The 21,669-nt window shown below is 39.0% G+C and carries 22 protein-coding genes; 10 read left to right on the forward strand and 12 right to left on the reverse strand.

All coding sequences use genetic code 11. The features are described 5' to 3' along the window. Positions 1–65 precede the first annotated feature (65 nt). The 7 genes from ACN20O_RS15320 to ACN20O_RS15350 form a co-directional block, all read right to left on the reverse strand. Positions 66–215, reverse strand: coding sequence for a hypothetical protein (locus tag ACN20O_RS15320; protein ID WP_158649609.1), 150 nt, complete (start codon positions 213–215; stop codon positions 66–68). Positions 216–376: 161 nt separating this feature from the next. Further along, entirely contained in the window at positions 377–958 is a 582-nt protein-coding gene (locus ACN20O_RS15325; protein WP_491634789.1) for a NifU family protein, read from the reverse strand. 11 nt (positions 959–969) lie between these two features. Continuing rightward, positions 970–2,193 carry an aminotransferase class V-fold PLP-dependent enzyme gene (locus ACN20O_RS15330; protein WP_491634791.1) on the reverse strand — a complete coding sequence of 408 codons (1,224 nt, stop codon included), beginning with the start codon at positions 2,191–2,193 and terminating at the stop codon, positions 970–972. After that, positions 2,190–3,455: a Fe-S cluster assembly protein SufD gene (gene sufD, locus ACN20O_RS15335; protein ID WP_491634793.1), complete on the reverse strand. Its 1,266-nt coding sequence runs from the start codon at positions 3,453–3,455 to the stop codon at positions 2,190–2,192. Before sufD ends, ACN20O_RS15330 begins: the two co-directional genes overlap by 4 nt. 5 nt (positions 3,456–3,460) lie before the next feature. Beyond that, positions 3,461–4,222: a Fe-S cluster assembly ATPase SufC gene (gene sufC / locus ACN20O_RS15340; RefSeq protein WP_491634795.1), complete on the reverse strand. Its 762-nt coding sequence runs from the start codon at positions 4,220–4,222 to the stop codon at positions 3,461–3,463. A gap of 9 nt (positions 4,223–4,231) precedes the next feature. Then, positions 4,232–5,659 (reverse strand): Fe-S cluster assembly protein SufB, encoded by a 1,428-nt coding sequence (gene sufB / locus ACN20O_RS15345; protein ID WP_491634797.1) that lies wholly within the window; start codon positions 5,657–5,659, stop codon positions 4,232–4,234. Next, the gene (locus ACN20O_RS15350; protein WP_491634799.1) at positions 5,659–6,120 is read right to left on the reverse strand and encodes an RrF2 family transcriptional regulator; all 462 of its coding nucleotides are present in this window, start codon (positions 6,118–6,120) and stop codon (positions 5,659–5,661) included. The genes sufB and ACN20O_RS15350 overlap by 1 nt, the downstream gene beginning before the upstream one ends. 183 nt (positions 6,121–6,303) lie before the next feature. On the opposite strand from ACN20O_RS15350, the gene ACN20O_RS15355 reads away from it, so the two are divergent. From ACN20O_RS15355 to ACN20O_RS15385, 7 genes are all read left to right on the forward strand, one after another. Continuing rightward, positions 6,304–8,040, forward strand: coding sequence for a hypothetical protein (locus ACN20O_RS15355; protein ID WP_491634801.1), 1,737 nt, complete (start codon positions 6,304–6,306; stop codon positions 8,038–8,040). Positions 8,041–8,049: 9 nt separating this feature from the next. Continuing rightward, positions 8,050–8,952 (forward strand): rhomboid family intramembrane serine protease, encoded by a 903-nt coding sequence (locus ACN20O_RS15360; RefSeq protein ID WP_491634803.1) that lies wholly within the window; start codon positions 8,050–8,052, stop codon positions 8,950–8,952. 10 nt (positions 8,953–8,962) lie between these two features. Continuing rightward, positions 8,963–9,208, forward strand: a complete 246-nt coding sequence (locus ACN20O_RS15365; protein WP_491634805.1) for a hypothetical protein — start codon at positions 8,963–8,965, stop codon at positions 9,206–9,208. A gap of 1 nt (position 9,209) precedes the next feature. Next, positions 9,210–9,611, forward strand: a complete 402-nt coding sequence (locus ACN20O_RS15370; protein WP_491634807.1) for a hypothetical protein — start codon at positions 9,210–9,212, stop codon at positions 9,609–9,611. 103 nt (positions 9,612–9,714) lie between these two features. Further along, entirely contained in the window at positions 9,715–10,788 is a 1,074-nt protein-coding gene (locus ACN20O_RS15375) for a hypothetical protein (protein WP_491634809.1), read from the forward strand. 132 nt (positions 10,789–10,920) lie between these two features. Continuing rightward, a complete protein-coding gene (locus ACN20O_RS15380) occupies positions 10,921–13,620 on the forward strand; it encodes a hypothetical protein (RefSeq protein WP_491634811.1) in 2,700 nt (899 codons plus the stop codon). A gap of 1 nt (position 13,621) precedes the next feature. After that, a complete protein-coding gene (locus ACN20O_RS15385) occupies positions 13,622–14,164 on the forward strand; it encodes a hypothetical protein (RefSeq protein WP_491634813.1) in 543 nt (180 codons plus the stop codon). Here ACN20O_RS15385 and ACN20O_RS15390 read toward each other — a convergent pair whose 3' ends face one another. From ACN20O_RS15390 to ACN20O_RS15400, 3 genes are read right to left on the reverse strand one after another with little or no spacing between them, the layout of a single operon-like run. After that, positions 14,165–14,971, reverse strand: a complete 807-nt coding sequence (locus ACN20O_RS15390; protein WP_491634815.1) for a hypothetical protein — start codon at positions 14,969–14,971, stop codon at positions 14,165–14,167. 19 nt (positions 14,972–14,990) lie between these two features. Continuing rightward, positions 14,991–15,794, reverse strand: coding sequence for a hypothetical protein (locus ACN20O_RS15395; RefSeq protein ID WP_491634817.1), 804 nt, complete (start codon positions 15,792–15,794; stop codon positions 14,991–14,993). After that, entirely contained in the window at positions 15,784–16,593 is an 810-nt protein-coding gene (locus tag ACN20O_RS15400) for a helix-turn-helix domain-containing protein (protein ID WP_491634819.1), read from the reverse strand. Before ACN20O_RS15400 ends, ACN20O_RS15395 begins: the two co-directional genes overlap by 11 nt. A 432-nt stretch (positions 16,594–17,025) precedes the next feature. Here ACN20O_RS15400 and ACN20O_RS15405 point away from each other — a divergent pair, with 432 nt between their 5' ends. Together ACN20O_RS15405 and ACN20O_RS15410 are read left to right on the forward strand one after the other, a co-directional pair. Further along, positions 17,026–17,163: a hypothetical protein gene (locus tag ACN20O_RS15405; RefSeq protein WP_491634821.1), complete on the forward strand. Its 138-nt coding sequence runs from the start codon at positions 17,026–17,028 to the stop codon at positions 17,161–17,163. Positions 17,164–17,199: 36 nt separating this feature from the next. Then, positions 17,200–17,976: a TIGR02147 family protein gene (locus ACN20O_RS15410; protein ID WP_491634823.1), complete on the forward strand. Its 777-nt coding sequence runs from the start codon at positions 17,200–17,202 to the stop codon at positions 17,974–17,976. On the opposite strand, the gene ACN20O_RS15415 is transcribed toward ACN20O_RS15410, so the two are convergent. Beyond that, on the reverse strand, positions 17,977–19,209 hold the full coding sequence (locus tag ACN20O_RS15415) for a hypothetical protein (RefSeq protein WP_491634825.1): 1,233 nt from the start codon (positions 19,207–19,209) through the stop codon (positions 17,977–17,979). A 9-nt stretch (positions 19,210–19,218) separates the two neighbouring features. Next, positions 19,219–20,319: a hypothetical protein gene (locus ACN20O_RS15420; RefSeq protein WP_491634827.1), complete on the reverse strand. Its 1,101-nt coding sequence runs from the start codon at positions 20,317–20,319 to the stop codon at positions 19,219–19,221. Between the two features lie 280 nt (positions 20,320–20,599). Here ACN20O_RS15420 and ACN20O_RS15425 point away from each other — a divergent pair, with 280 nt between their 5' ends. Continuing rightward, positions 20,600–21,622 carry a hypothetical protein gene (locus ACN20O_RS15425; protein ID WP_491634829.1) on the forward strand — a complete coding sequence of 341 codons (1,023 nt, stop codon included), beginning with the start codon at positions 20,600–20,602 and terminating at the stop codon, positions 21,620–21,622. The last annotated feature ends 47 nt before the right edge of the window (positions 21,623–21,669 follow it).

The following is a 21,669-nucleotide window of genomic DNA, read 5'->3' on the forward strand; positions in this document are numbered from 1 at the left end:
AATGTTCTCCTGTTAGTTAAGGCACAGACTATTTTTATGCTTCTTCGACAAAGGAATAAAAATGTTTAGGATCTATTTTCGATTGAAAATTTAATTTTTAAGAATTCGATGATTTCTTCATCGTTTAAGTTCGGATGTTGAGTCTTTTGCTCGGCAATGAGTGACTCGATTTTAGAAATGACAACTAACAGGAGATTACAATTTTGAACGATCATACATGATCCTCCTGTTAGTAGTTTAAATCAAAAGTTTGAATAGTCAAACTAATTTAAGAATGATTTTCATCAATCTTTTAAGATATTGGAAATATTATGCTTTTTAGGGAGTTGAGAGCAAAAAAAAGGCCCCATCTATGAGGGGCCTTTAGGCTTTAAAACTAGTATTCAGGAGCGATGTAGACTTCGATATCCGGATTTAATTCGTCTCTTAAAATCGATTTAATCGCTTCAAGAGTTCCAGTTGTTGAACTCGGGCAAGTCCCACATGCACCTTGGTATTTCACCATTAAGATGTTGTCTTGATAAGTTAGCGCCTGGATATCACCACCGTCGCCTTGAAGGCCTGGGCGGATTGTTTTATCTAAGATCGCTTCAATCTGCTGAAGTTCTGGAGAAAGATTTTTTCTTCTGTCTGCTTCAGGGTTTGGGTCATTGTAATCAGGATTGTGAGATGGCATGAACTCTTTAAGAGCTTTTGTGATTCCCACTTCAACATTGTTCCAGTCTTCGTAAGAAAACTTTGTCACAGCAATGACGTTTTCAAAAAAGTGCAGCTGATCAATTCCTCTGACTTTGAAGAGTTCAAGGGCCAGTTTGTTTTCTCCACACTCACTTGGAGATTTATAAGTTGAATTCCCCTGATTTTTTACCGGGTAGTTCAGGATGAATTTCAGCGCGTTTGGATTTGGCGTTGGCTGAATATCGATATCAATTTCCATATTTGTTTCTGCTTCTGTCATATAGGTAACCTCTATAATAAAAATTCTTTTGCTTTGTTAATCGCTGCTACTAATGCATCAACGTCTGCTTTTGTGTTGTAGAAAGTAAAACTAGCTCTGGCACAAGCAGTGATGCCAAAACGTTTCATTAAAGGCTGCGTGCAGTGATGTCCCGTACGAATCGCCACACCTTGTTTATCTAAAAGAGTTCCCAGGTCATGAGGGTGAACGCCTTCTAAAACGAATGAGAGAACTCCTGACTTCGTTTCTGATTCACCGATAAAGCGGATGCCCTGGATTTTCTTTAACTCGCTAGTCGCATAAGCAAGAAGCTCGTGCTCGTAGTTATAGATATTGTCCATGCCCAGCTTTTGAACGTAATCAATGGCCGCTTTAAAAGCGATCACTTCGGCAATCGCCGGAGTTCCTGCTTCAAATTTATTGGGAAGGATGTTGTAAGTGGTTTTTTCAAACGTCACTTCACTAATCATCGCTCCGCCACCCTGGTAAGGAGGCATTTCATTTAAGAGCTCTTCTTTTCCGTATAAAATCCCCAGACCATTTGGCCCGTAAATTTTATGAGCAGAGAAGACCAGGAAGTCACAGTCTAAATCTTGGACGTCGACTTTTTGGTGAGCGATTGACTGAGCTCCATCAATTGCGACTTTTGCGCCAACAGCGTGAGCAAGCTTAATCATTTCTTTAACCGGGTTTGTTGTCCCCAGTGTGTTTGATGTGTGAACAACTGAAACCATTTTTACTTTTGGATTCAGGAGTTTTTTGTATTCTTCTAAAACAATGTCGCCTTTGTCGTTAACTGGAATCACGACAACTTTCGCGCCTTTTTTCTCAGCAATCATCTGCCATGGAACGATATTCGAGTGGTGCTCCATTTGAGACAGAAGAATTTCATCTCCTGCTTTTAGAAATCTCTCGCCAAAAGAGTTGGCCAGAAGGTTAATCGCATCCGTTGTTCCTTTGGTGTAAATCACTTCGTGAGCTTGAGGGGCGTTGATGAAATGTTGAACAGCAATTCTTGTTTCCTCAAATTGTCTTGTTCCCATTTCAGAAAGGGTATGGATCCCACGGTGAACATTGGCCACGTCCTGGCTTAAGTGTTTTGTCATCTGATCGATAACCACTTTTGGCTTTAACGTCGTAGCGGCGTTATCCAGATAAACCAAAGGCTTTCCATTCACAGTTGTTTTTAACTGTGGAAAGTCTTCTCTGATTTTTTCTACGTTTAAAGTACTCATAGAGTCATCTCACTTAAAGCAATGCGCTCAAAGCTTTCTTCAAGCATTGAAATCGCCAGCTTCTGGATTTCAAGATTATCAATCTTATAAAGAACATCTGTCGCAAAACCGTGGCAAAGCATTCTTTTTGCTTTGTCTTTTTTGATCCCGCGGCTCTCAAGGTAGAACTCTTCTTCAGCTGAAAGCTGACCTATCGTCGCCCCATGGGCACACTTGACGTCATCAGCAGAAACTAAAAGCTGAGGGCGAGTGTCGATGTGAGCTTTCTTAGAAAGCATCAGGTTTTTATTCAACTGGTTTGAGTTAACTAGCTGGGCATCTTTAGCAATAGAGATTTTCCCAGTGAAAGCTCCATGAGATTCACCAGCTAAAATTCCTTTGAAAAGCTGATCAGAAGTCGTGTGGGCACTTAAATGGTTAATGCTTGAGAATACATCTGCGTGTTCTGTTTTCTTTAGGGCAAAAAGACCATTGACGTGAGCGTCTCCACCAACGCCTGCGACTGTTACGTCGATATTGTGGCGAGAAGTGAAGTTCCCCAGGTCAACTGTCATTGATTTAAACTGAGCACTCTTAGCAACAGAAGCTTTGGTTAAACCAATGTGAGTTGAAGCAGTGGCTTCGTTCTGAATTTTTACGTGTTCGATAAAGGCGTTTTCTTTTAGCTCAAAAAGAGTCGCCGCGTTTGTCGTGTATTGGAAAAGCAGGTTTTGAGTTGAAGTGAAAACTTCAACAAAAGCGGCCTTCGTAAATTCTTCAGCAACGATGGTGATACGAGGAGAAACAATCTTGTTAACTCCCGCTTCATCCGTCATGTGCACGATACTGATTGGGAAATCAATCACTGTGTTTTTCTTAATTTTTAAGAAAAGAGGTGAGAGCGCGACACCAAAGTTTAGGGCATCAAAAGAGTCAAAGAAGTTAGTCTCTGGTCTTTGTTGATCTAAGCTCACTCCTTCCGGTAGAACTGACTGGTGGCGGTTAAAAATCCCGTTGTTTAAAATAATCATCCCACGGCGATCGATTACCTGTGCGGGAATTTCCTGCACGATTTCGCTTTGGCGAGAATAGAAGCGTGGAGAAAGGTTTTTAGAAATATTAGTGTATTTCCAGTCTTCGTCTTTTTTAGAAGGAATCCCCAGAGTCTTAAATTGCTCCAGAGCGCGCTTCATGGCTTCGTTATAGCTCGCCCCAAGCTCACCTGAATTCTTGTGAACCTCTGCCGAGTTTTTAATAAGTTCGTTTAGTAGTACGTTTTCCATAAATATTATTCGTGGTCTTTAATCAGCCACTCATATCCTTTTTCTTCAAGTTCTAGAGCAAGTTCTTTTCCACCAGATTTGATGATCTTTCCTTTATAAAGAACGTGAACATGATCAGGAACGATGAAGTCTAGTAAGCGTTGGTAGTGAGTTACAAGAATCGTTGCATTGAAACGAGAGCGTAGAGCGTTTACACCTTTTGCTACAATTTTTAGGGCATCGATATCAAGACCTGAATCTGTTTCATCAAGAAGAGAAAGTCTTGGGTTTAAAACGGCCATCTGAAGGATTTCGTTTTTCTTCTTTTCTCCACCAGAGAAACCAGTGTTAACCGGACGGTCAAGGAAAGCTGGGTTCATTTCTAAAAGCTCAAGTTTTGGCTGAAGGAATTTTCTGAATTCTTCCGCGCTCATTTCTGGAGCTCCGTTGAACTTACAAGTTTCGTTGAAAGACTCAAGAAGGAACGTGAAGTTTGAAACACCTGGGATTTCTACCGGGTATTGGAAACCTAAAAAGATTCCGCTTTTTGCTCTCTCGTCAGTTTCGAGTTCAAAAAGATTCTTATCTTTTGCATTGATCTTGTATGTAATTGACCCTTCAGTCACTTCGTACGAAGGGTGTCCTGCGATAACTTTTGAAAGTGTACTCTTTCCTGAACCGTTAGGTCCCATGATCGCGTGCACTTCACCGGCGCGAACGCTTAAGTTAATTCCTCTTAGGATTTCTTTTTCTCCAACTTTTGCGTGGAGGTTTTTTACTTCAATCATAATATTTCCTTATCCGATGCTATTTTCAAGTTTCATTTCAATAAGCTTTACAGCTTCAACCGAGAACTCTAGAGGAAGTTCTTTGAAAACATCCTTACAGAACCCGTTAACGATCATAGAGATACATTTTTCTTCCGAAAGTCCGCGAGACTGAAGATAGAAGAGTTGCTCTTCTGAAATCTTCGATGTCGAAGCTTCGTGCTCAACCACGGCCGTGTTGTTTTTCACGTCGATGTACGGGAAAGTGTTCGCGCGTGCTTTGTCTCCGATTAACATTGAATCGCACTGAGAGTAGTTTCTTGCTCCCGTTGCACTCGGGTTGATTTTAACCAGTCCTCTGTAGTTGTTTTCTGATTGTTCAGCAGAAATCCCTTTAGAGATGATGGTTGATTTTGTGTTTTTACCGATGTGAACCATTTTTGTTCCGGTATCGGCCTGCATGAAGTTATTAGTTAAAGCAACAGAGTAGAAAGCACCTTCTGAACCATCACCAATCAGGTTACAAGAAGGGTATTTCCAAGTAATTGCTGAGCCCGCTTCAACTTGAGTCCAAGAGATTTTAGAATTTTTTCCAAGGCAGTTGCCGCGTTTTGTAACGAAGTTATAAATCCCACCTTGACCGATTTTATCTCCGGCGTACCAGTTTTGAACTGTTGAGTACTTGATTTCTGCGTCGTCTAGAGCAACAAGCTCAACGATGGCCGCGTGAAGTTGGTTTTCATCTCTTTGAGGAGCTGTACAGCCTTCAAGATAGTTAACAAATGATCCTTCTTCCGCAACGATCAGCGTTCTTTCGAACTGTCCTGTTTCTTTGGCGTTGATTCTAAAATACGTCGATAAATCCAGCGGACAACGAACTCCTTTTGGGATGAAAACGAATGATCCGTCAGAGAATACCGCCGCGTTTAAAGCAGCGTAGAAGTTATCCGAGTGAGGAACAACTGTTCCTAAGTATTTTTTTACTAATTCCGGGTGCTCTTTTACAGCTTCAGAAATTGAGCAGAAAATAACTCCGACTTTTTCTAGTTCTTCTTTGTGAGTAGTCGCAACTGAAACTGAATCAAAGACCGCATCCACGGCAACACCGCTGATTCTTTTTTGTTCGTTAAGAGGGATCCCTAACTTTTCAAAAGTTGCTAGAAGTTCAGGGTCGATTTCATCCAGGCTTGCCACTGCGTCCTTTTTCTTAGGAGCAGAGTAGTAGTAGAGGTCTTGGTAGTTGATTTCTGGAATAGTGAGTTTTGCCCACTTTGGATGCTCCATCGTTAGCCAATGACGATAGGCTTTCAGGCGGAAATTTAAAAGCCACTCAGGCTCTTCTTTTTTCGCCGAAATCATGCGGACGATGTCTTCACTGAGACCCTTAGGAAACTCTTCCGTTTCGATGTCTGTGAAGAATCCATACTTGTAATCAGAATTTAAAATATCTGTGCTCATTATTGTTGTACCTCAAGGCCAGAAGCGAGTCTGTTTGGGACGTTGAATTCTGTGCTTTGTAAAAGTTCTGCAAGGGTTAAACTTTCTAAGAACGAGTTGAGTTTGCGGTTTAAGTTTTCCACCGGAGTAGAGATGTTGCATTTGCCGAGAAGTTCACACGTGCCTTTGTGGTTTGTGCACATGCGGCCGATTTCTTCTTTGCCTTCAATCATGCGAACCAGTTCCATGTAAGTAATACTTGAAAGTGGTTTGTTTAAGTGATAGCCGCCTTTAATTCCTTTGACCGATGTCAGGATGTCGTGATTGTTCATCACTTGCATCACTTTTGCTGTCGTATCAAAAGGAGTGTTGAAAGCATCACAGATTTCACGGGCCGAAACTAAGGGAGTTGAATCGTTTTTGTCGGCCATAAACTTTAAGGCCATCAGGGCGTATTCAACTTTTTTATTAATTTTAAGCATTCTCATCTCTCCATAGGGGAAAACGGCATTGGTCTTAAAAAAGTCCACTATTTTCCATTCCCATCTCGCTTATGGCCCGACAATATCCCAAAATACGTCAAAAATAAACCTATTTATAATTAGACAAGGGTTTTTACCCTCTGTTTTCTAACGAAATGCGTGAAAAATCCGAAAAGTACCAAGATGAATTATTTAAGTTTAGTACTTTTTCTTCTTTTTACTGCCAATGCCTGGGGAAATTGCCCGCAGTTTGAGACCGCTTTGGAAAAAGCGATGGCAAGGGTTACGGCAAGGGAATCAACGAAGGAGGCTGCGGCCAAGGTAAAAACTGTCAATTGGGCAGGGCCTGAAGCGACTTCGTACAAACTTAAGTACGGCAATGATTCAATCACCAACACTAACAACCGCTCATTCATCTCGATGATGGAGGCAGATAAAAAATTAAAGCGAACTGATGTTCTTTATTTTGATGTTGAGAATGCTGTTCAGAAAAAGCTTAATGATACACTCATTGGCGATAAAGCGATGGTGGATTCAGTTAACAATTCTTTTCTCGCTAAATTTCAAAAAAATTTACAGGATCACCCTGAGGTTGCAGCAAAACTTGAAGGTCAATACAAAGACTACAAGGGAATGCGCCTGCGTTTAGCTCTAGGCAAAGGTGAGGATGCTGCCGTTTGGGAAAAAAAGCTAAGTGACATTTATCAAAAAAGCGTTGATGAATTTGCTTCTGAATTTGAGAAAATGGGACTTTCAAAAATGATTGCCCCAAGAACCGATGAAGTGGTGGATGTGCGTTCATGGTTTTTATCGGGAAGCGGGGAAAGCGCTCTTGAGGCCAACATGGCGGCAAGAGGCGCAAGAACGACGACATTTAAAGACGGAAAAACAAGAACAGTGTCTTTTAAAGAGCAACTGGCCGTCATGCATAAGGACGTTAACTCGATTGAGGGTTTAAGAAAATCCCTGGCCAAAAGTCCTGATTTAATGAAGGCCAAGATCATGGTCAAAACCGCGAGTGGAGAAGTCATTCCTTCAAAAGATATGATTGGTGTTCTTCGTAAGATTAAGCCTAGTGACTGCGCTGATGCCGCAGAATACGCCGGGAAAATCCGTGCGAAAGTTAAAACATTATTTAACAGCGACATTAGTAATAAACACATTGATGACTTAACAGAGTACTTCAAAAAAGTAGACTCACTTTCACCACCATTATTTCAGCGTGAGCGGGTTTCCATCAATCTTGGTGAAGCTAAAAACGGTATTGTTTCGGTAGATTTTACTGGTGTTGGTGTCGACAACGCTTATGAGCAAATGCGCGCCTTGAGTGCGGTTAATTACGCACAAAAAGATGCAAAAAAACTGGTTCAGGACGCATTTGGAAAAATTCAAACGAATGTTGATGGTGTGACAGAGGCAATGAATACAAGCAAACGTTATTTTACTCTGGCCACTAAGGACGTAAAGAATCCTAGCATCGTCCCTAAGTTCTCCGGAGATGATGGAATACTTATGCCAAAGGGCGACTGGTCAATGAGTCAAAAAAAGGATTTACTAAAGACGCTTTCAAAATCGGAAGACCCGTCTAAATTCCGTGTGACTTATGTCCGCACAGTGTTTGATACGGGGGCCGTGGTTCCGGCGGCAGAGAGATCACAACGAGTGGTGCGCGCTGAAGGAATCGAAAAAGCGGTGAGAGAGGCCGTCACCGGAAGTGGTAAAATCTCTTCTGAAAAGGCCAAAACAATGATTTTCGCCGTGGACTCGATCCCATTTAACAAAGGCGGGAAATTTAACCTGCTTATTGGCGGGACAAAACCCACAGAAGATGAGAAAAAACTCATTCTTCAGGCCTTTAAAAAATCCCTGGCAGCAGGTGATGGTGAAGTGGCCGGTGATTTAATCGATGCTTTCAATTAAGGACTTTATATGTTTGTCGTAGGCGAACTTCGCGACAGAAAAATGATCAATCAAATGCGTGATGAACTCTTTTCCATGGGCATCAGCGCACAGACTCACTATAGCGAAAAAGACGATATTTATTTTCTCACGGTAGATGAAGAAAAAGATCTTCCACGCGCTATGGACTACTACCGCGTGAAGCTTGGTTTTCAAAAGCCTATTGAAGTGGACGAAGAGTGGGTAAAAATTAAAACTCTTCCACGCGGGCAAGTGACTTATACGATTATCATCATCTGTGCCGTGCTCTTTGGTTTGAGCTATTCGGACATGGGAAAAAGGCTCTTTGATGCGCTTTTTATGGGTGTACCAGAGACGGGTTTTTTATACGAAATCCTGCACGGGCAAATCTGGAGACTTGTCACTCCGATTCTGATTCACTTATCCATCCTGCACATTGTGTTTAACATGCTCTGGTTTAAGGACTTGGGTTATTTAATTGAGTACAAATTCGGGAAGAATTTCCTTTTGATTTTTATCTTAGTGAGTGGTGTTGTTTCCAACGTCCTACAGTACTGTGTAAGCGGCCCTCAATTCGGAGGAATGTCGGGCGTACTCTATGCGATGCTGGGGTTTGTCTGGGTTTATAAGAAAATCCACGAGGACATGGAGTATTCCCTGCCTCCGAGAGATATTACCATCATGATTGGATGGCTTCTTCTGTGTTTGACTGGATTTCTAGGCCCCATCGCCAATACGGCCCACGCTGGAGGCCTTTTTGTCGGGATGCTCTTTGGTTTATTTAAAACTCCCCAAAAATGGGAACGATTACACTTGAAATATTTCTCCCTCGCCTTTATCTTTCTTGCCTTCACCATTGGCATCGAAGGGCTAAAGCTCGGCGGTCGATATTATGTATTACTTTGGCAATAAGGATTTTTAAATGTCACACCCACGCGTAGAAGAACTAAAAGCGAGTTTCAAAGAAAAAACTCCCAAGCAAATGAGAACGATCAGAAACAACCTCAACAACCGTATCAGGTCTTTTGAGGACGAAATGAAATTTGGAAAAACTCTTCCAAAAGTTTCTGCTTCACATATGTTTTATGAACTAGAGCTTAAAGACCTAAAAGAGGTCCTGGAGTTCGCCATGAAAAAAATCAGAAGCGACGAAAAAAGCGGAAACTAAGATGAAACTTCACCTTTTCTTACTCGCGGCACTTTTCGTTTTTCCATTTGTCGGAAAAGCCGATGGTATGCCTGAAGAAAAGGTGGAAATTCCTGTTTTAGGAAAGCCTGCACCCCCCGCAGACGATGACGATCTTTCTTACCGTAAAAGCCACTATCAAATCGACTCTCGCTACAAGGCCGGAGAGTATCTCATTTACCAGTGCGAATTTCAGTACTACACCTGTGTGGATAAAGACGGGTGGGAGAGCTGTCAGGAAAAGCGCTCGGTCGACAAAGAAAAAAAGAGAAGCCTTTATTCGTGTGCTCCGCTGAAGAAGTTTCCTAGCAAGAAAAAATGCCTGGAAGAAAATTATCAGGTGGTGGAGTCGAATGCGAAAAAGAGGTTTTGTTATCCCAAGTAAGCTAAGAAAAATAACAATAAATTTCCTTGTCGCAATCAGCTTTCTGTCGTAGCGTTTATTACTAATGTAATATTCAATTTATCTTTTCATGTTCGGAGTAACAATGAGTGATTATTTTATTGGCCAGGAAAGATTGCAAGTTTTTGAGAAAACTGGATCTCTAATGAGAATGGGAGTGCCTTCATCTTTGGAGATACCTGACTACCAGGTCATAAGAAATTTATTGCTCAAAAGTGAATGGGATGAGGCCAGTAAGTATTTATCAACCTTTCATGCTCAGAATATGTTCATGAATGTTGTTTTCTTTGAGTGGTGCATAATTATGACAAATTATTATGCTGAATTGACATCCATAGAGTCGGAAAAAGAGTTTCGCAAAAAAGCACTTCGCGACTTTAAAGTGCTCATGAATAAAATGGGCGAGTCTTACTCGGAGGCAGAAGAAAAGATTGTTATTGAGCAAATGAAGGATTTATTTGATGAAGAAAAGCTGAGCATTTCATCTGCCGATTTTATTGTGGGGGAAATGGAGAAAGACTTTAAGGAATTGCAGGATGCTTTTAGCAGAAAAGATTTAAAAAAATCGCTGGATTTCTTGCCAGTTTTTCATCACCGCGCGGTCATTCGTCACGACACTTTTGCTACATTTGTTTATTCATACCCAACCTCGATTATTGAAGTCGATGGAGAAAAAATGGCCGTTGAAATTAGCAACGGAAGTATTTTAAGAAACCAAAAATGGCTAGGTCTTTGGGATTTAGCAAATGTTCTATCTCCAGAAGAGTTATCAGCTTTTTTAGCTGAGCATTTAAGGTTCCACTTTTCAGGAAGCACTAGAGAAGGGAAAACTACAGTAATAGAAGACGATAAAAAAATCAGGCTGATTTTTGATCCTTGTGGAAGTGGTGGTGCTATTCGTAGAAGACTAGGTGAGTCCGTTGTCAACCTTAAGGAGAAGCACAACCTGGCATGGAGCAAATGTGGAGAGGTCAATTTGTACTGCTCTCATTGCGCTTTAAATGAAAAGTACTCAATCGATCGTTTTGGTTATCCTAAACTGGTCGTTGAATTTGAAGCTGACCCAAACAAGCCTTGCGGGTGGACTATTTACAAGAATCCTGCAGATGTCCCTGCCGATGTCTATCATCGCTTAGATCTTGAAAAACCAAACGCTTAGAGGTCTGTACTTTTAAGCGTTTTTTTAAATTTTTTATAAACAGACATTTTTTACATAAAAAATACGTCTCTCATTTGTTTCTAATTGAGATGAGTTAATTTTAGTCAAATATTACTCACTTTTGGAAATTTTATGAAAGCTCTTCTTCCATTAATGCTCTTATTTTTGTCCTCACAGGTACTGGCCGGAGGAAAAAATATTACATCCGACTTGAGGTTTACCAATAGGGCACAGTGTGCGCTTGATTCAAAATTACCTTCGGAAAGTTCTTTAGTGCTTTTGAGTAATATGGATATAGGGCGATCTCTCTATCGTCTGGCCAAGGTTCGCGGGGAAGACACTAACGCTTTTACCAAATTGGGATTGAGTAAATATCGCTATACTGTTCTAAGTTTACTGGAGTTGATTCATAAAAAACTAGTGTCGAACCAGCTTCCGATTCTTCCCTCTGACTTAAGTTTAAAAACAAACCTAACTAAATACAGTGAAATATCACAGAAGTGTTCAACTTCAAATAAATGCCCGGAACTTGATGACTATCTGGCGGCCATTTGGGATTCTTCTCATTTGAAAAGACCGGATCTTTCCTCTATCGACAATTTTAACCGAACTAATTTTTTGAATTTGGAAGAGAAGGTACCGGCCAAGGCATTAAATTGTTCTTACTTAAAAAAGTTTACACCACTTGAAGCACAGTTGTTTGGAACGAAACCAACGGCCGATGTTTTAGAACAAATTGCAAAAGCGACAGCAGAAGTCGATGACTATTATTCTGATTGTCACGATTACTCAGCTCAGGAAAGCTTAAAGGTCTCGACCTATGAGATTTCTACAGAAATTGCCAAGTCTAAGCGCTTTGAAGTCGCAGGTTTTGATTATTGGAACTCAATGAAGGTCTTCTTTTCATGGGCCTTTAGAAATTCGAAAGAAGCACAGCAAATGGCCTATCCATTTGATGAAATTTTTAGCAGCGTTTTAATTGAGGACTCACTCTTCATGACTCCCAATGGTTGCAAGAGCCTTGTTAGTCCAAAATGCGACCCTCAGACGATTAATCAGAACTCGATCAGAATGTTCGCTAAAAATGATTTTCAGCAATCGGCGGCGAATTTGGATGTCTTTAGATCTGTTCCTGAAGGGGCAACAAAAAATCTTATTGAAGATCAATTCCCTGTGGTGAATCAAGATATTCTTGGTTTTGCCAATTTTGAAACAGCTGACTCCTGGACAGAAAGTTTCCGTCAAAACTTTTCAGAAACCAGGCTTACGATGAGAAAGAAATTCGTAACAGCAGTCAACAATCTAAGTCTTATTTCTAAAGGTCTTAGAACTGACAATCTTCAATCTACATTAGAGAACTATTTCAGGCCCATAATCACATCTCCTGGGCCGGGGGACACACAGCTTAAGTCTGAGCTTTACTATTTATGTGCAGAAAGCGCATTTTTGTCGAGTGAAGATTTAAGCTACCTTAAACCGAAGATGGATATCTTGGGAAAAATTAACACCTCTGATAATCTAACTGATTCAATAAATAGCAAGACCCTTAATGAGATTTATGACTATTACACAAAAGTAGCAGAGAAAGTTAATAAGCTTTGTTCTTCATTTGATCAATCGAAAGTTTTTGATCCGGATTTTATTGTAGATAAGACAGGTTTTAATCGCTGGTACCTCGACACTGTTTATGAAGGTAAAGTGGACTCGATGGCCAGCATTTTAAGAAAAGAAAAATTGCAGTCAATGAGGCCGATGTTAGCTTATGGGCTTTATGCAAGCACTAAAGATGTAAGAGATGTCATTTGTATTGATAGCACTGATTGTGCAAGAACTGCGATTCAATCGATTGTCGATATCTATAGCGTTGTTCAATACTCCGAGTTGTTTTTGAACATTAAGAATGAAATCTCGTCATCTAATATGTTAAACCCATATGCAGAGAGAACTGCATGTAAAGTATATGATCCTTGGTATAAAACGAAAGCTTCTCTTTTTGCTTTTGGTACTGATGTTGCTCAGGCAGCAGTGAGTTCGGTGGCCCCTGGCGTGATTTACGGAAACTTTGATTTAGAGGCAGGGAAGGTGACGAGTTTTAATCAACTAGTTAAAGATGGAAAAATTCAGGTTGATCCGAAATATGAAAAGACCAAGGTTATTTCAACCGTGGCGATGGACCTGGGATCATTTACTCATCTGCCTTGCCAGGTTTCAATTTCTAAATCGAAGAAAATGGACCCTTCAAAAGTTCTTGGCTTTAGAGGGGTGACAGTCAGAGCGTGTAAGGCCAATGAAAAAAATGCTATTAATGTTGAAACCAGCAACGAAATGGGAGAAACAACTGATAAGTACAAAGCTGCATGCGTTCAATGCTCACTTGATTTTGAGCAGGTAAGCCTGGCCGTTTCAAGTGCCATACCATTTGGAAGAACAGCTTTTTTTATGGCACGAGCTGTAATCAGACTATATAAAGGAATGAAGGACCCAATGAATGTTCCTCGCTCATGGGCGGTGAATCCTTATCTTGTTCGCGCTTCATATGATTCGCATGGAGGAAAAATCCCCAACGATTGCGTGAGACAGCTCATTAAAGGAAAGTCATGTATGAAGAATGCTTGTGAAGCTGTTATTTTGGATACCTATACGGACCTGGGGCATCTGGTAGAAGGCATTGATGCGAGTGAGTCCTGGAGGGGAACAGCAAAAGTAAAAATCAGAGGCTGCGCCACTCCTAATGTCGTAAAAGTTTATACACAGAGTAGAGAAGATGGAGAGGAAACTTGTACCGTCGCAAAGAAGAGTCTTAATTTAAAATGTGGAGTAGAAGGAAAATAGAATGAAAAACATTATAAAATCGCTTTTTTTAATGACCCTGCTCTTTGTTGTCCTGCAAACTAAGTCCTATGCAGGCTATAACTTTACTGAAACATGGAGTGCCGATTTAAGATCTCAGGTTGAGGTAGAGTGCAAGGATACCAATGCTTGTGTACAGCTTTGTAGCAATGAAAAAAAATGTGTGATTAAGAACTCGGTTTGTAAAGATTGCATCAGTACGGGGATAAAAATGACTTATTTCTTTTCTGCTTTTGGAAAAGATCTAGTGGCCTCTAAAAATGAAATATCTGTTTACGAATTTATTGATTTTCTTCTGAATCAAAAGTTCATCGGCTTCAGCGCCAAAAATGTTTATAACCAGTTTGACTCTGCTCAATCAGATGCTTTAGCAAAAAGATTTAAGGGCATGTGCCCTAATAAGTTTGAGACACCCATGGCCTTTTTTGAGATCGAAAACAGAGAGCTGGAAATGAAGAATGCCAGATATGTCACTTGTGGAACTAAGATTTTCGCTCTGGAAAATAATTCAGTATTATTGGATTAGTTAGTGAATATTGACTGAAAAACGGAATTTCTTTTCTTTGTTATCAGAGTCAGAGAGCTGAGTGACGTTTTGTGTGTTTATATTAAATTTAGCAAGCGCAGCCTTTATAAAAGTGAAACGAACCAAGTTAGATGTATTTGTAGTAAAAGAACGATATGATTTTGTGGATCTCATAAGTTCACTTTCTTTGGTTTCAATAGTTAGGGAATGAAGATCTGACCGAATAATTTTATAGTTCCAGTTTTGCTCAAAGTGACAAACAAGTTCAAAAATATTCTGAGTGATCCTAATGCCTGTATTCCTAGTGTTGATTTCTTTTCTTAGAATGTTGTCGTAAGTAAAAGCTGCGTTGCGAGTAGTAGTATCCATGTAGTCTTGCGGAATGAAGAAATTATCAGAGAAACGAAAAAGATCAGTCATCGCCATGACTGAAATAGAGTTAATGGTCTGTATTGTCTTTTCATTCATTTGAATTCTTTTTAGTGCGTAATCATACATTCCGTATTTTTTAAATGTATCTAAAGAGTTCTTAAGAGAAGCGATGTTGGAAGCACAGACTTCAGAATAAGCGAATGGAAGAACAGTTTGTCCAGCTCTGGTCAATCTTAATTGTTCTAAATCTATTTGTTTGTTCCATAAAAGGATTGGATCAACATCCAGGTTAATTGAAATCTGGATTAAATCATTAGCGCTTAGATGAATGCTTTTATAAATGTCAGAACAACCGTTATAGAGTTCGGACTTATGAATCCCTCCGTATTCTGATAATTCATCAAGGTATCTGAAAAATGTAAACCCACTATTCACGTACTGAGTCCTGGAAAAATTATCGAATATTTATCGAGAAACGAAACTTCTTGTCACGGTTATTCCAGTCAGAAATCGGGACAGCATAAGCACCCTTTATATTAAAACTTTCTAAGGCACTACGGAAATAGCTAAAACGAATAAAGGTTGTAAATTCGTTTGTATAGGATTTATAGGATTTAGCAGACCTCATATAATCACTTTCATTTGTTTCAACGATTACAGATTTAAGGTCAGAGTGAAGAATTTTATAATCCCAATTTTGCTCGAAATGTCCAAGAAGGCTCATCATTTCTCTTGTAATATAAATTGCGCTTTTAGTACTACTTATTTCATGGCTAAAAAGTTTTTTAAAAGAAAATGCTGCGTTTCTTCTACCTATATCGGCATATTCCTTTTTGGTGAAGAATCCTTTGCTGAACTCAAGTAAGTCAGCTCCGGCCAGAACTGAGATTGTGCTATTGGAAGCGATGGCCTTTTCATCAATTTGAAGTCTTTTGAGGGCATAATTATATAAATCGTATTTTTTAAATTGCTCCAATGTGTTTTTGAGTGAAACCATGCTTGAGGCACGAACATCAGAGTACGACGAAGGTAGCGAATAGTCTCCGGATCGCACTTTTATTAAGGTCTCAAAATCGATTTGTTTATTCCACAGGAGAACAGGATCCACGTTTAAGTTTTCTGAAATTTGTAATAAGTCACTGGCCGTCAAGTGATTCGAAACATAAATATCGTAGCATTTGTCATAGACTTCCACCCTTTCAATCCCGGTGTACTCGATTAGCTGATCGATATATTTGAAAAAATCATTATGATACACGGTAAAGTCCCCAGCCACTATCAATACGTTCAACTTTTAAATTCCATTGAGGAGTATCGGTGTAATCAAAACTATTTGCAAATGCGGCCAAGTAATCCATTTTAAATTTGCTTCCAAAATCTGAGGCTTCTTCAGTGTTTGAAAGACTGGAAGCAATTGGCCCATCAGCATAATTAAGCATAAAATCAATGTCCTGATTGAAATGCTTGCGAAACAGAGTAAAAATAGCCTGATACTTTTCCTCTATTGAAAGATTGCGATCGAGATTTTTTATGAGGGCCGGATAGTTTTCTTCATGACTCAAGAGAGCAAGTAATTCGTTAAAAATATCGTTATTTAAATTTCGATGTTTGTAGAGGTCGAGAAAAAATAATTGGATTATATTGGCGTTGATAGGATTGCTTAAAATAGTAAAGTAGGAAGAGTCAATTTTATTGTCTTTTAAAAATTTCTCATAGTAACTCTCGCCGAGAATTTTCTTCATCAATCTTATTAAGGGATAAATGTATCTAACCGTGGCCATGTGATTGGCGGAATATATTTTTGGAAGCCTGTAGCCACTTCCATTAATATTTCTCGGGATAGCTTGAATAATTCCAGTTGTCAGGCAATGAGGATCCAGACTGAACTTCATACAAAGACCTATCCATTGATCAGCACTTAATCCTACCTGATGCGCTTCAAGCTTAGAGAGAGAGGCCTGGCTTACGCCAAGAATGGCCGCAAAATCCGATTGAGTGTAATTATAGTAAAGCCTAATGGCCCTGAGGATAGTCCCTGTGTAGGTTTTTCTTTCCATGAATCCAAATCTACTAAAAATTAAAAAATGAACAAATTAGGTCTATTTTATATAAGGTCTTCCTTAAATGGCTATAGCTAATGGAAGTATTTATTCTAAAAATAATAAAGCCATAATAACTCAAAAATATCAGGGGCATTTTCTCTGGGAATAAGTACCTTTTGGCTTATTTAGGATCTTTTATTCTTAATATTATAAAAAAAAGAAAGACCTGTTATTTTATTATACATAACTTGAACATCATAAATAAAATATATTTCCACTCAGGGATCTCTAAATATCTTTGTAAATCAGGGTAGATAGGGAGTTTTTAAAACAAATAAATAAAAGCGTTTGGAGAAAAATCTATAAACAAGATAAATTACAGAAAGAATATCATTGCACCGATCGTATGATATTATTATAAATCGAATAAATTGAAAGGAGCCTTTTATGAAAGTTACCTTCCTGTTGATTTTAGTATCATCTTTCTTTGTGGCAGTTGCGCCTAACGAAGGAAAAAGCGATAAGACAAAAGATGGTTGGAGTGAGTCTTACGGTTTAATCTCAGACCAACAAAACAAAGTATAATAGTCGGTTTTAAGAATCTGCTAAGGATGGCATGACTTGGAAGAAATTTTATACATTTTAAGAAATCAATTCAAACTTAAGAATGAGAAGAATCCAAATTACTCATTGCGAGCGTTTGCCAAGCATTTAGGTATTTCTCCTGCAACGTTGTCCAGAATCTTATCTGAGCAAATAGAGATTACTCCTAAGATATTTAGCACAATAGCACCTAAGTTGGAATTATCCTCAGAGAAAGAAAACGAGATAATGAAAGCTCTTCAAGATGATAAGCACTCAAAAAATATAAGGCGTGTGGACATCAATGGAATGAGTTTTATTGAAAAAGAAAAATTCAATATCATTGCAGATTGGTACCATTACGCAATTTTACACATATGCGGATTGGAAGATTTTAAGCAGGACCCGCAGTGGATTGCGGATCGATTGGGAATAGAGGATGTCGATTTGATTCGAGACGCTATTAAGAGATTAATAGAGCATAATTTTCTCGGTATAGATGAGAACAATCAATATTATAAAATTGATCAGTTTAATGCCATTCTCGATTATGATTTGTCTTCTAAGGCAATGAGAGAAAGGCAAAAGCAAATATTAGATATCAGTGCTAAAAAGATAGACGAAGTTCCTATAAATTTAAGAGATCATAGTTCTATTACCGTTAACGTAGATGAGAATTTGATTCCTGAAATTAAGGAGCGAATCAAAAAATTCAGAAGATCCCTAGGTAACTACATTGTTAAAAACAATGGTCATGCAAGTCAGATTTACGAACTGCAATTAAGCTTTTTTCCTCTTTTAAAGAAAAAAGATTAATTATAAATCGGGACAACTGTTATCAGGCCCTTTAAATCCCCATCGTGATTCTAGTGAATGGTTGGGATTAGAGGAAATAAGAGCAAGTTTGTAGCGGTCATAAAAAAGTTTAATATGAATTGTTGCAAACTGCCCGTTGGGAAATGGTACCTTTACATTACAGAGATCTTTCATCGCTGATAAAGCACTATCTGTTTTATCCTCTCCAATCAGATAATCCAGCCCTTTTTTTGTCGATTCTTCCAACTCTAGAGCGAGGTCTCTTTTTACAATTGTGCGATAGCCATTTCGAAGTCTTTCAGTTTCTTGGATGATATTTCTGTCTCTGGATGGTGAGGAGTATTCATCATACTGAGATTTTTTGAAACAGGTGTTTCTTAGCTTCTTTTTTTCTTCTAAAGCAATTTGAACAACATTCACCCTGGCCTTAAGAGCGACACAAACGTTCTCGGTGAGTCTTTGTATATTTAATTCAAGGGTGTCTTCAGTGACTTTAAGAGTGTTTTTAACCAGCTTGAAAAAGCTTTCTTCACCACTCTTGATGGCCTCGTATTGGAAAAGAGAATAGTCCGGCATAACTCTCGGATTGGCCCTTACATCGTTTAAGAATCTTTTAAAGCCAAAGGGACTTTCAGTGAAAATTTTTAAAGGCATGCCTTTTCTGGCAAGGAGCGGTCTGATTGCCCTCGGAGTCGTTGAAGAGATTAGGGTAAAATCGCCCGTAGCAAGTACCTCCTTAATAATGTAGACGTGCCTGGTAAATTCGCCATTGGAGTTTTTCCATCTCGTAATATACAGATCGCCTGGACGGATACTCTTTAGTTCTATTGGATATGTATTGTAATGGGCGAGGATTTCAGAACCGGTGTTTTCACCAATGTAAGCAATAAACGCCTTGAGCTTTTCAATCTGATTTGATGAGACATGATCAAAAAGGGAGGTTTTTTCAGTCAGTATTCGCCCATTGTTTTCTCTATATTCGAAGGATAGTTTTTGTTCATAAGAATAGATAACTCTTAATGCAACAGCGGCATCGGCGCAGTCTGTTTTAATTCCGTAGTAGGGACTATTAGGGTTAGAGAAAATATCAGAAGTGACATTGTTTTTTACCCATTCAGAATATTCAAGTTCGTCAATATTTTCAAATGAACGTGTGGCCTGATAAAGCTCAGCATAGGCCTTCATTTGAAAAAGCAAAAAAAAGAGAAATGTACTTATTTTACAAAACTGCATAAGTCTCTCTTATAAAGGTCCACAAGGGATTGGGCAGGTGCCAGTATAAGTTTGGCCGCTAAAAAAAAGGCCATTGATTTTTAAGGCCTTGATAAACTCCTCTTGATTGATGGAAGTCCATTGAGTGCAGGCATATTTATTCTGAATTTTTTGTATATTACAGAAATTGACAGGTAGGTTTTGTACATTATCTGAATTAACCGGGGATACAGAGATATTTGTCTGAAATGTCACTTTCTTGAAACTATTATCACGCATTTTGTTTTGAACTGTTTCCCTAAAATAATTTCTGACAACACACAGTGGGCTTCCGTTAATCCTTCCAGAGTAGCGTCTTCCAGATGTCTGGAAAAGCGAGTTGTCAGCAATGGTTGAAGTAACTGCTGAGTTGGCGCTGTTGAGGCAGGTAACATCAACTTTATTATTAAGAGCAGAGGCCACATTGTAACTATTCTTAAAAAAAATTGAGTTATTCATTAGGATTGATCCATTAAGATTTAAATCCTGGTTGAGGGCGTTTGGGTTATTGTTTTGTATGCATAAGTCGACATAGTATTCGGCCCCATAAAAATTTGACCCCAATTGAAACTGAAGGCTTGAACCATCCTGTAAAATGTGAAGACCTGATTGGGGGGATGCCGAGGCATAATTAGATGTCTGAGAAGCCGACAGATTTTTCTTTGTATAAGAAGTTGGAAGATCTCCTTTGTAATCGGCAATCCCATAGTTGAAATAGTTAATTTCCGGGCCCTCTTCTGAAGAGCAGAAACAATCCTGAGAATCTTCGCATGAAGATGAGACCAGGTTGTTTTGATCTCGTCTAATACATTGTTGTGCAGCCTTAGGCAGAAAACGAAGTCCAGCATTGCAGGCAAATGTCTTTAGCTTTGAACTGTCAAATTGATCACATGAACCAATTGTTGATTCGGGATTGTTGATCCAGAAGTTTTCCATGTTTGCGTTGGGAATACATTTTTCCTGAATATTAGAAGAAGGAAGTTTCACACAGACCAGAAGATGTTTTGATGAACAGTTTGAATTAGCAATGGCATTGGGAACAATGGCCAAGTAAAGGATCGAAGAGATCATTAATTGCATTATTACTTTCATTGGAAGATTCCTTATGTTTATTTTTTTTCGTTAATAACAGAAATAAAAATACAATTCAATTTAAGACTGACCAGTAAGTAATAATGTCGTTTTATGTTTTTATAAAAAAACATAAACACGCATTTTGTTTTTTAAAAAATGCGCAAACAAGCACAGCTTAAGACATATGTATTTATCATGAAAATAATTTAGATGAGCATTGACTTAGATTGGGCATTGAGACTAAAAGCATGCAGCAGAAAATATATTTTTTATTAAACCCTCATTTTAGGAGAACACAATGAGAAAATTGCTTTTATCCGCCATGGCGTTTGTAGCGCTTTCGGCACAAAGTGCTTTTGCAATGAATTTGACTTTTCAATTCGATGTAAACAGTTCAGGTCCATCTCTTTATGCATGTAACGCTGGTATTAAACATGGTGCTCAAGCGAACATTTGCTTTGATAGAAGAGATGCAACAAAGTCATGTACACAAGGTTGTGCAGCTGGAAATGTAAATGCATGTCAGCCTGGGACATTGCCAGCAGACTGTGTTTGTACTGGAGAGTATGATCCAACAGGATTCGATGGAAATTACAGAATGGATTTCCTACAAGCAACAACAGCAGATTGGTCAGACAATGAATTAGCTGCAACTAGCAACGTTCAAAACCACAATCTAATTGCTGATGCTGTAGATGTTGGTGCTAGCTTTAACCAACTTTATGGTGCAAAAGGGGCATTCCCAGTTAATGCTGCTTACAAACGCCAAATCAAATCAATGTCAGTTAATCTTGGTTCTGAGCTTTATGGAGCTGAGTACTTCGTTGATATCTGTTACCGTGGACCACAAATTGATTACACTGGACTTACACACAATGCTGGTGAAAGAGGTCTGAATTTCAACCTTAAAGCGAAAGCAACAGTTATCGACTTAAAGAAAGCTAACGGTGAATTTTTTGCTAAATATCACGAAGCTGCAAACCTAAAAGTTTCAGTAGAAGCTCGTTGTATTATGGACGATAGCTTCAACTACTGTTTAGCAGATATCCTTCCTGGTGAAACAGCTGGATGTGGAGCAATCGCAAAACAAGACTATACTCTAGTCGGTAAGTCTGGAGAAGAAACGATTACGAGTGCAAACGTACTGAGCTTAATCAACAAAGCTACAATTACAGCTGGAACAAGTGAATCAAATGTAACTCCAAGATTCTGTCAAATTCGTTATACTTTTAAAGAAACAAACAAATCAATGAGAAAGTGGAAACTACAACGCGCTAGAATCTGCACTTATACAGAAATTTCTGAATCATCAGGAAACTAAAAATAATGGGCAGGAGTGTAAGCACTCCTGCCTTTTTTAAGAGAAGT

The sequence above is a fragment of the Bacteriovorax sp. As-1 genome, from assembly GCF_058446905.1.

What these genes read in the sequence shown, in the direction of transcription:
- ACN20O_RS15320 (WP_158649609.1), bottom strand. Translation starts at nt 215, where the DNA reads ATGATCGTTCAAAATTGTAATCTCCTGTTAGTTGTCATTTCTAAAATC.
- ACN20O_RS15325 (WP_491634789.1), bottom strand. Translation starts at nt 958, where the DNA reads ATGACAGAAGCAGAAACAAATATGGAAATTGATATCGATATTCAGCCA.
- ACN20O_RS15330 (WP_491634791.1), bottom strand. Translation starts at nt 2,193, where the DNA reads ATGAGTACTTTAAACGTAGAAAAAATCAGAGAAGACTTTCCACAGTTA.
- sufD (WP_491634793.1), bottom strand. Translation starts at nt 3,455, where the DNA reads ATGGAAAACGTACTACTAAACGAACTTATTAAAAACTCGGCAGAGGTT.
- sufC (WP_491634795.1), bottom strand. Translation starts at nt 4,222, where the DNA reads ATGATTGAAGTAAAAAACCTCCACGCAAAAGTTGGAGAAAAAGAAATC.
- sufB (WP_491634797.1), bottom strand. Translation starts at nt 5,659, where the DNA reads ATGAGCACAGATATTTTAAATTCTGATTACAAGTATGGATTCTTCACA.
- ACN20O_RS15350 (WP_491634799.1), bottom strand. Translation starts at nt 6,120, where the DNA reads ATGCTTAAAATTAATAAAAAAGTTGAATACGCCCTGATGGCCTTAAAG.
- ACN20O_RS15355 (WP_491634801.1), top strand. Translation starts at nt 6,304, where the DNA reads ATGAATTATTTAAGTTTAGTACTTTTTCTTCTTTTTACTGCCAATGCC.
- ACN20O_RS15360 (WP_491634803.1), top strand. Translation starts at nt 8,050, where the DNA reads ATGTTTGTCGTAGGCGAACTTCGCGACAGAAAAATGATCAATCAAATG.
- ACN20O_RS15365 (WP_491634805.1), top strand. Translation starts at nt 8,963, where the DNA reads ATGTCACACCCACGCGTAGAAGAACTAAAAGCGAGTTTCAAAGAAAAA.
- ACN20O_RS15370 (WP_491634807.1), top strand. Translation starts at nt 9,210, where the DNA reads ATGAAACTTCACCTTTTCTTACTCGCGGCACTTTTCGTTTTTCCATTT.
- ACN20O_RS15375 (WP_491634809.1), top strand. Translation starts at nt 9,715, where the DNA reads ATGAGTGATTATTTTATTGGCCAGGAAAGATTGCAAGTTTTTGAGAAA.
- ACN20O_RS15380 (WP_491634811.1), top strand. Translation starts at nt 10,921, where the DNA reads ATGAAAGCTCTTCTTCCATTAATGCTCTTATTTTTGTCCTCACAGGTA.
- ACN20O_RS15385 (WP_491634813.1), top strand. Translation starts at nt 13,622, where the DNA reads ATGAAAAACATTATAAAATCGCTTTTTTTAATGACCCTGCTCTTTGTT.
- ACN20O_RS15400 (WP_491634819.1), bottom strand. Translation starts at nt 16,593, where the DNA reads ATGGAAAGAAAAACCTACACAGGGACTATCCTCAGGGCCATTAGGCTT.
- ACN20O_RS15405 (WP_491634821.1), top strand. Translation starts at nt 17,026, where the DNA reads ATGAAAGTTACCTTCCTGTTGATTTTAGTATCATCTTTCTTTGTGGCA.
- ACN20O_RS15415 (WP_491634825.1), bottom strand. Translation starts at nt 19,209, where the DNA reads ATGCAGTTTTGTAAAATAAGTACATTTCTCTTTTTTTTGCTTTTTCAA.
- ACN20O_RS15420 (WP_491634827.1), bottom strand. Translation starts at nt 20,319, where the DNA reads ATGAAAGTAATAATGCAATTAATGATCTCTTCGATCCTTTACTTGGCC.
- ACN20O_RS15425 (WP_491634829.1), top strand. Translation starts at nt 20,600, where the DNA reads ATGAGAAAATTGCTTTTATCCGCCATGGCGTTTGTAGCGCTTTCGGCA.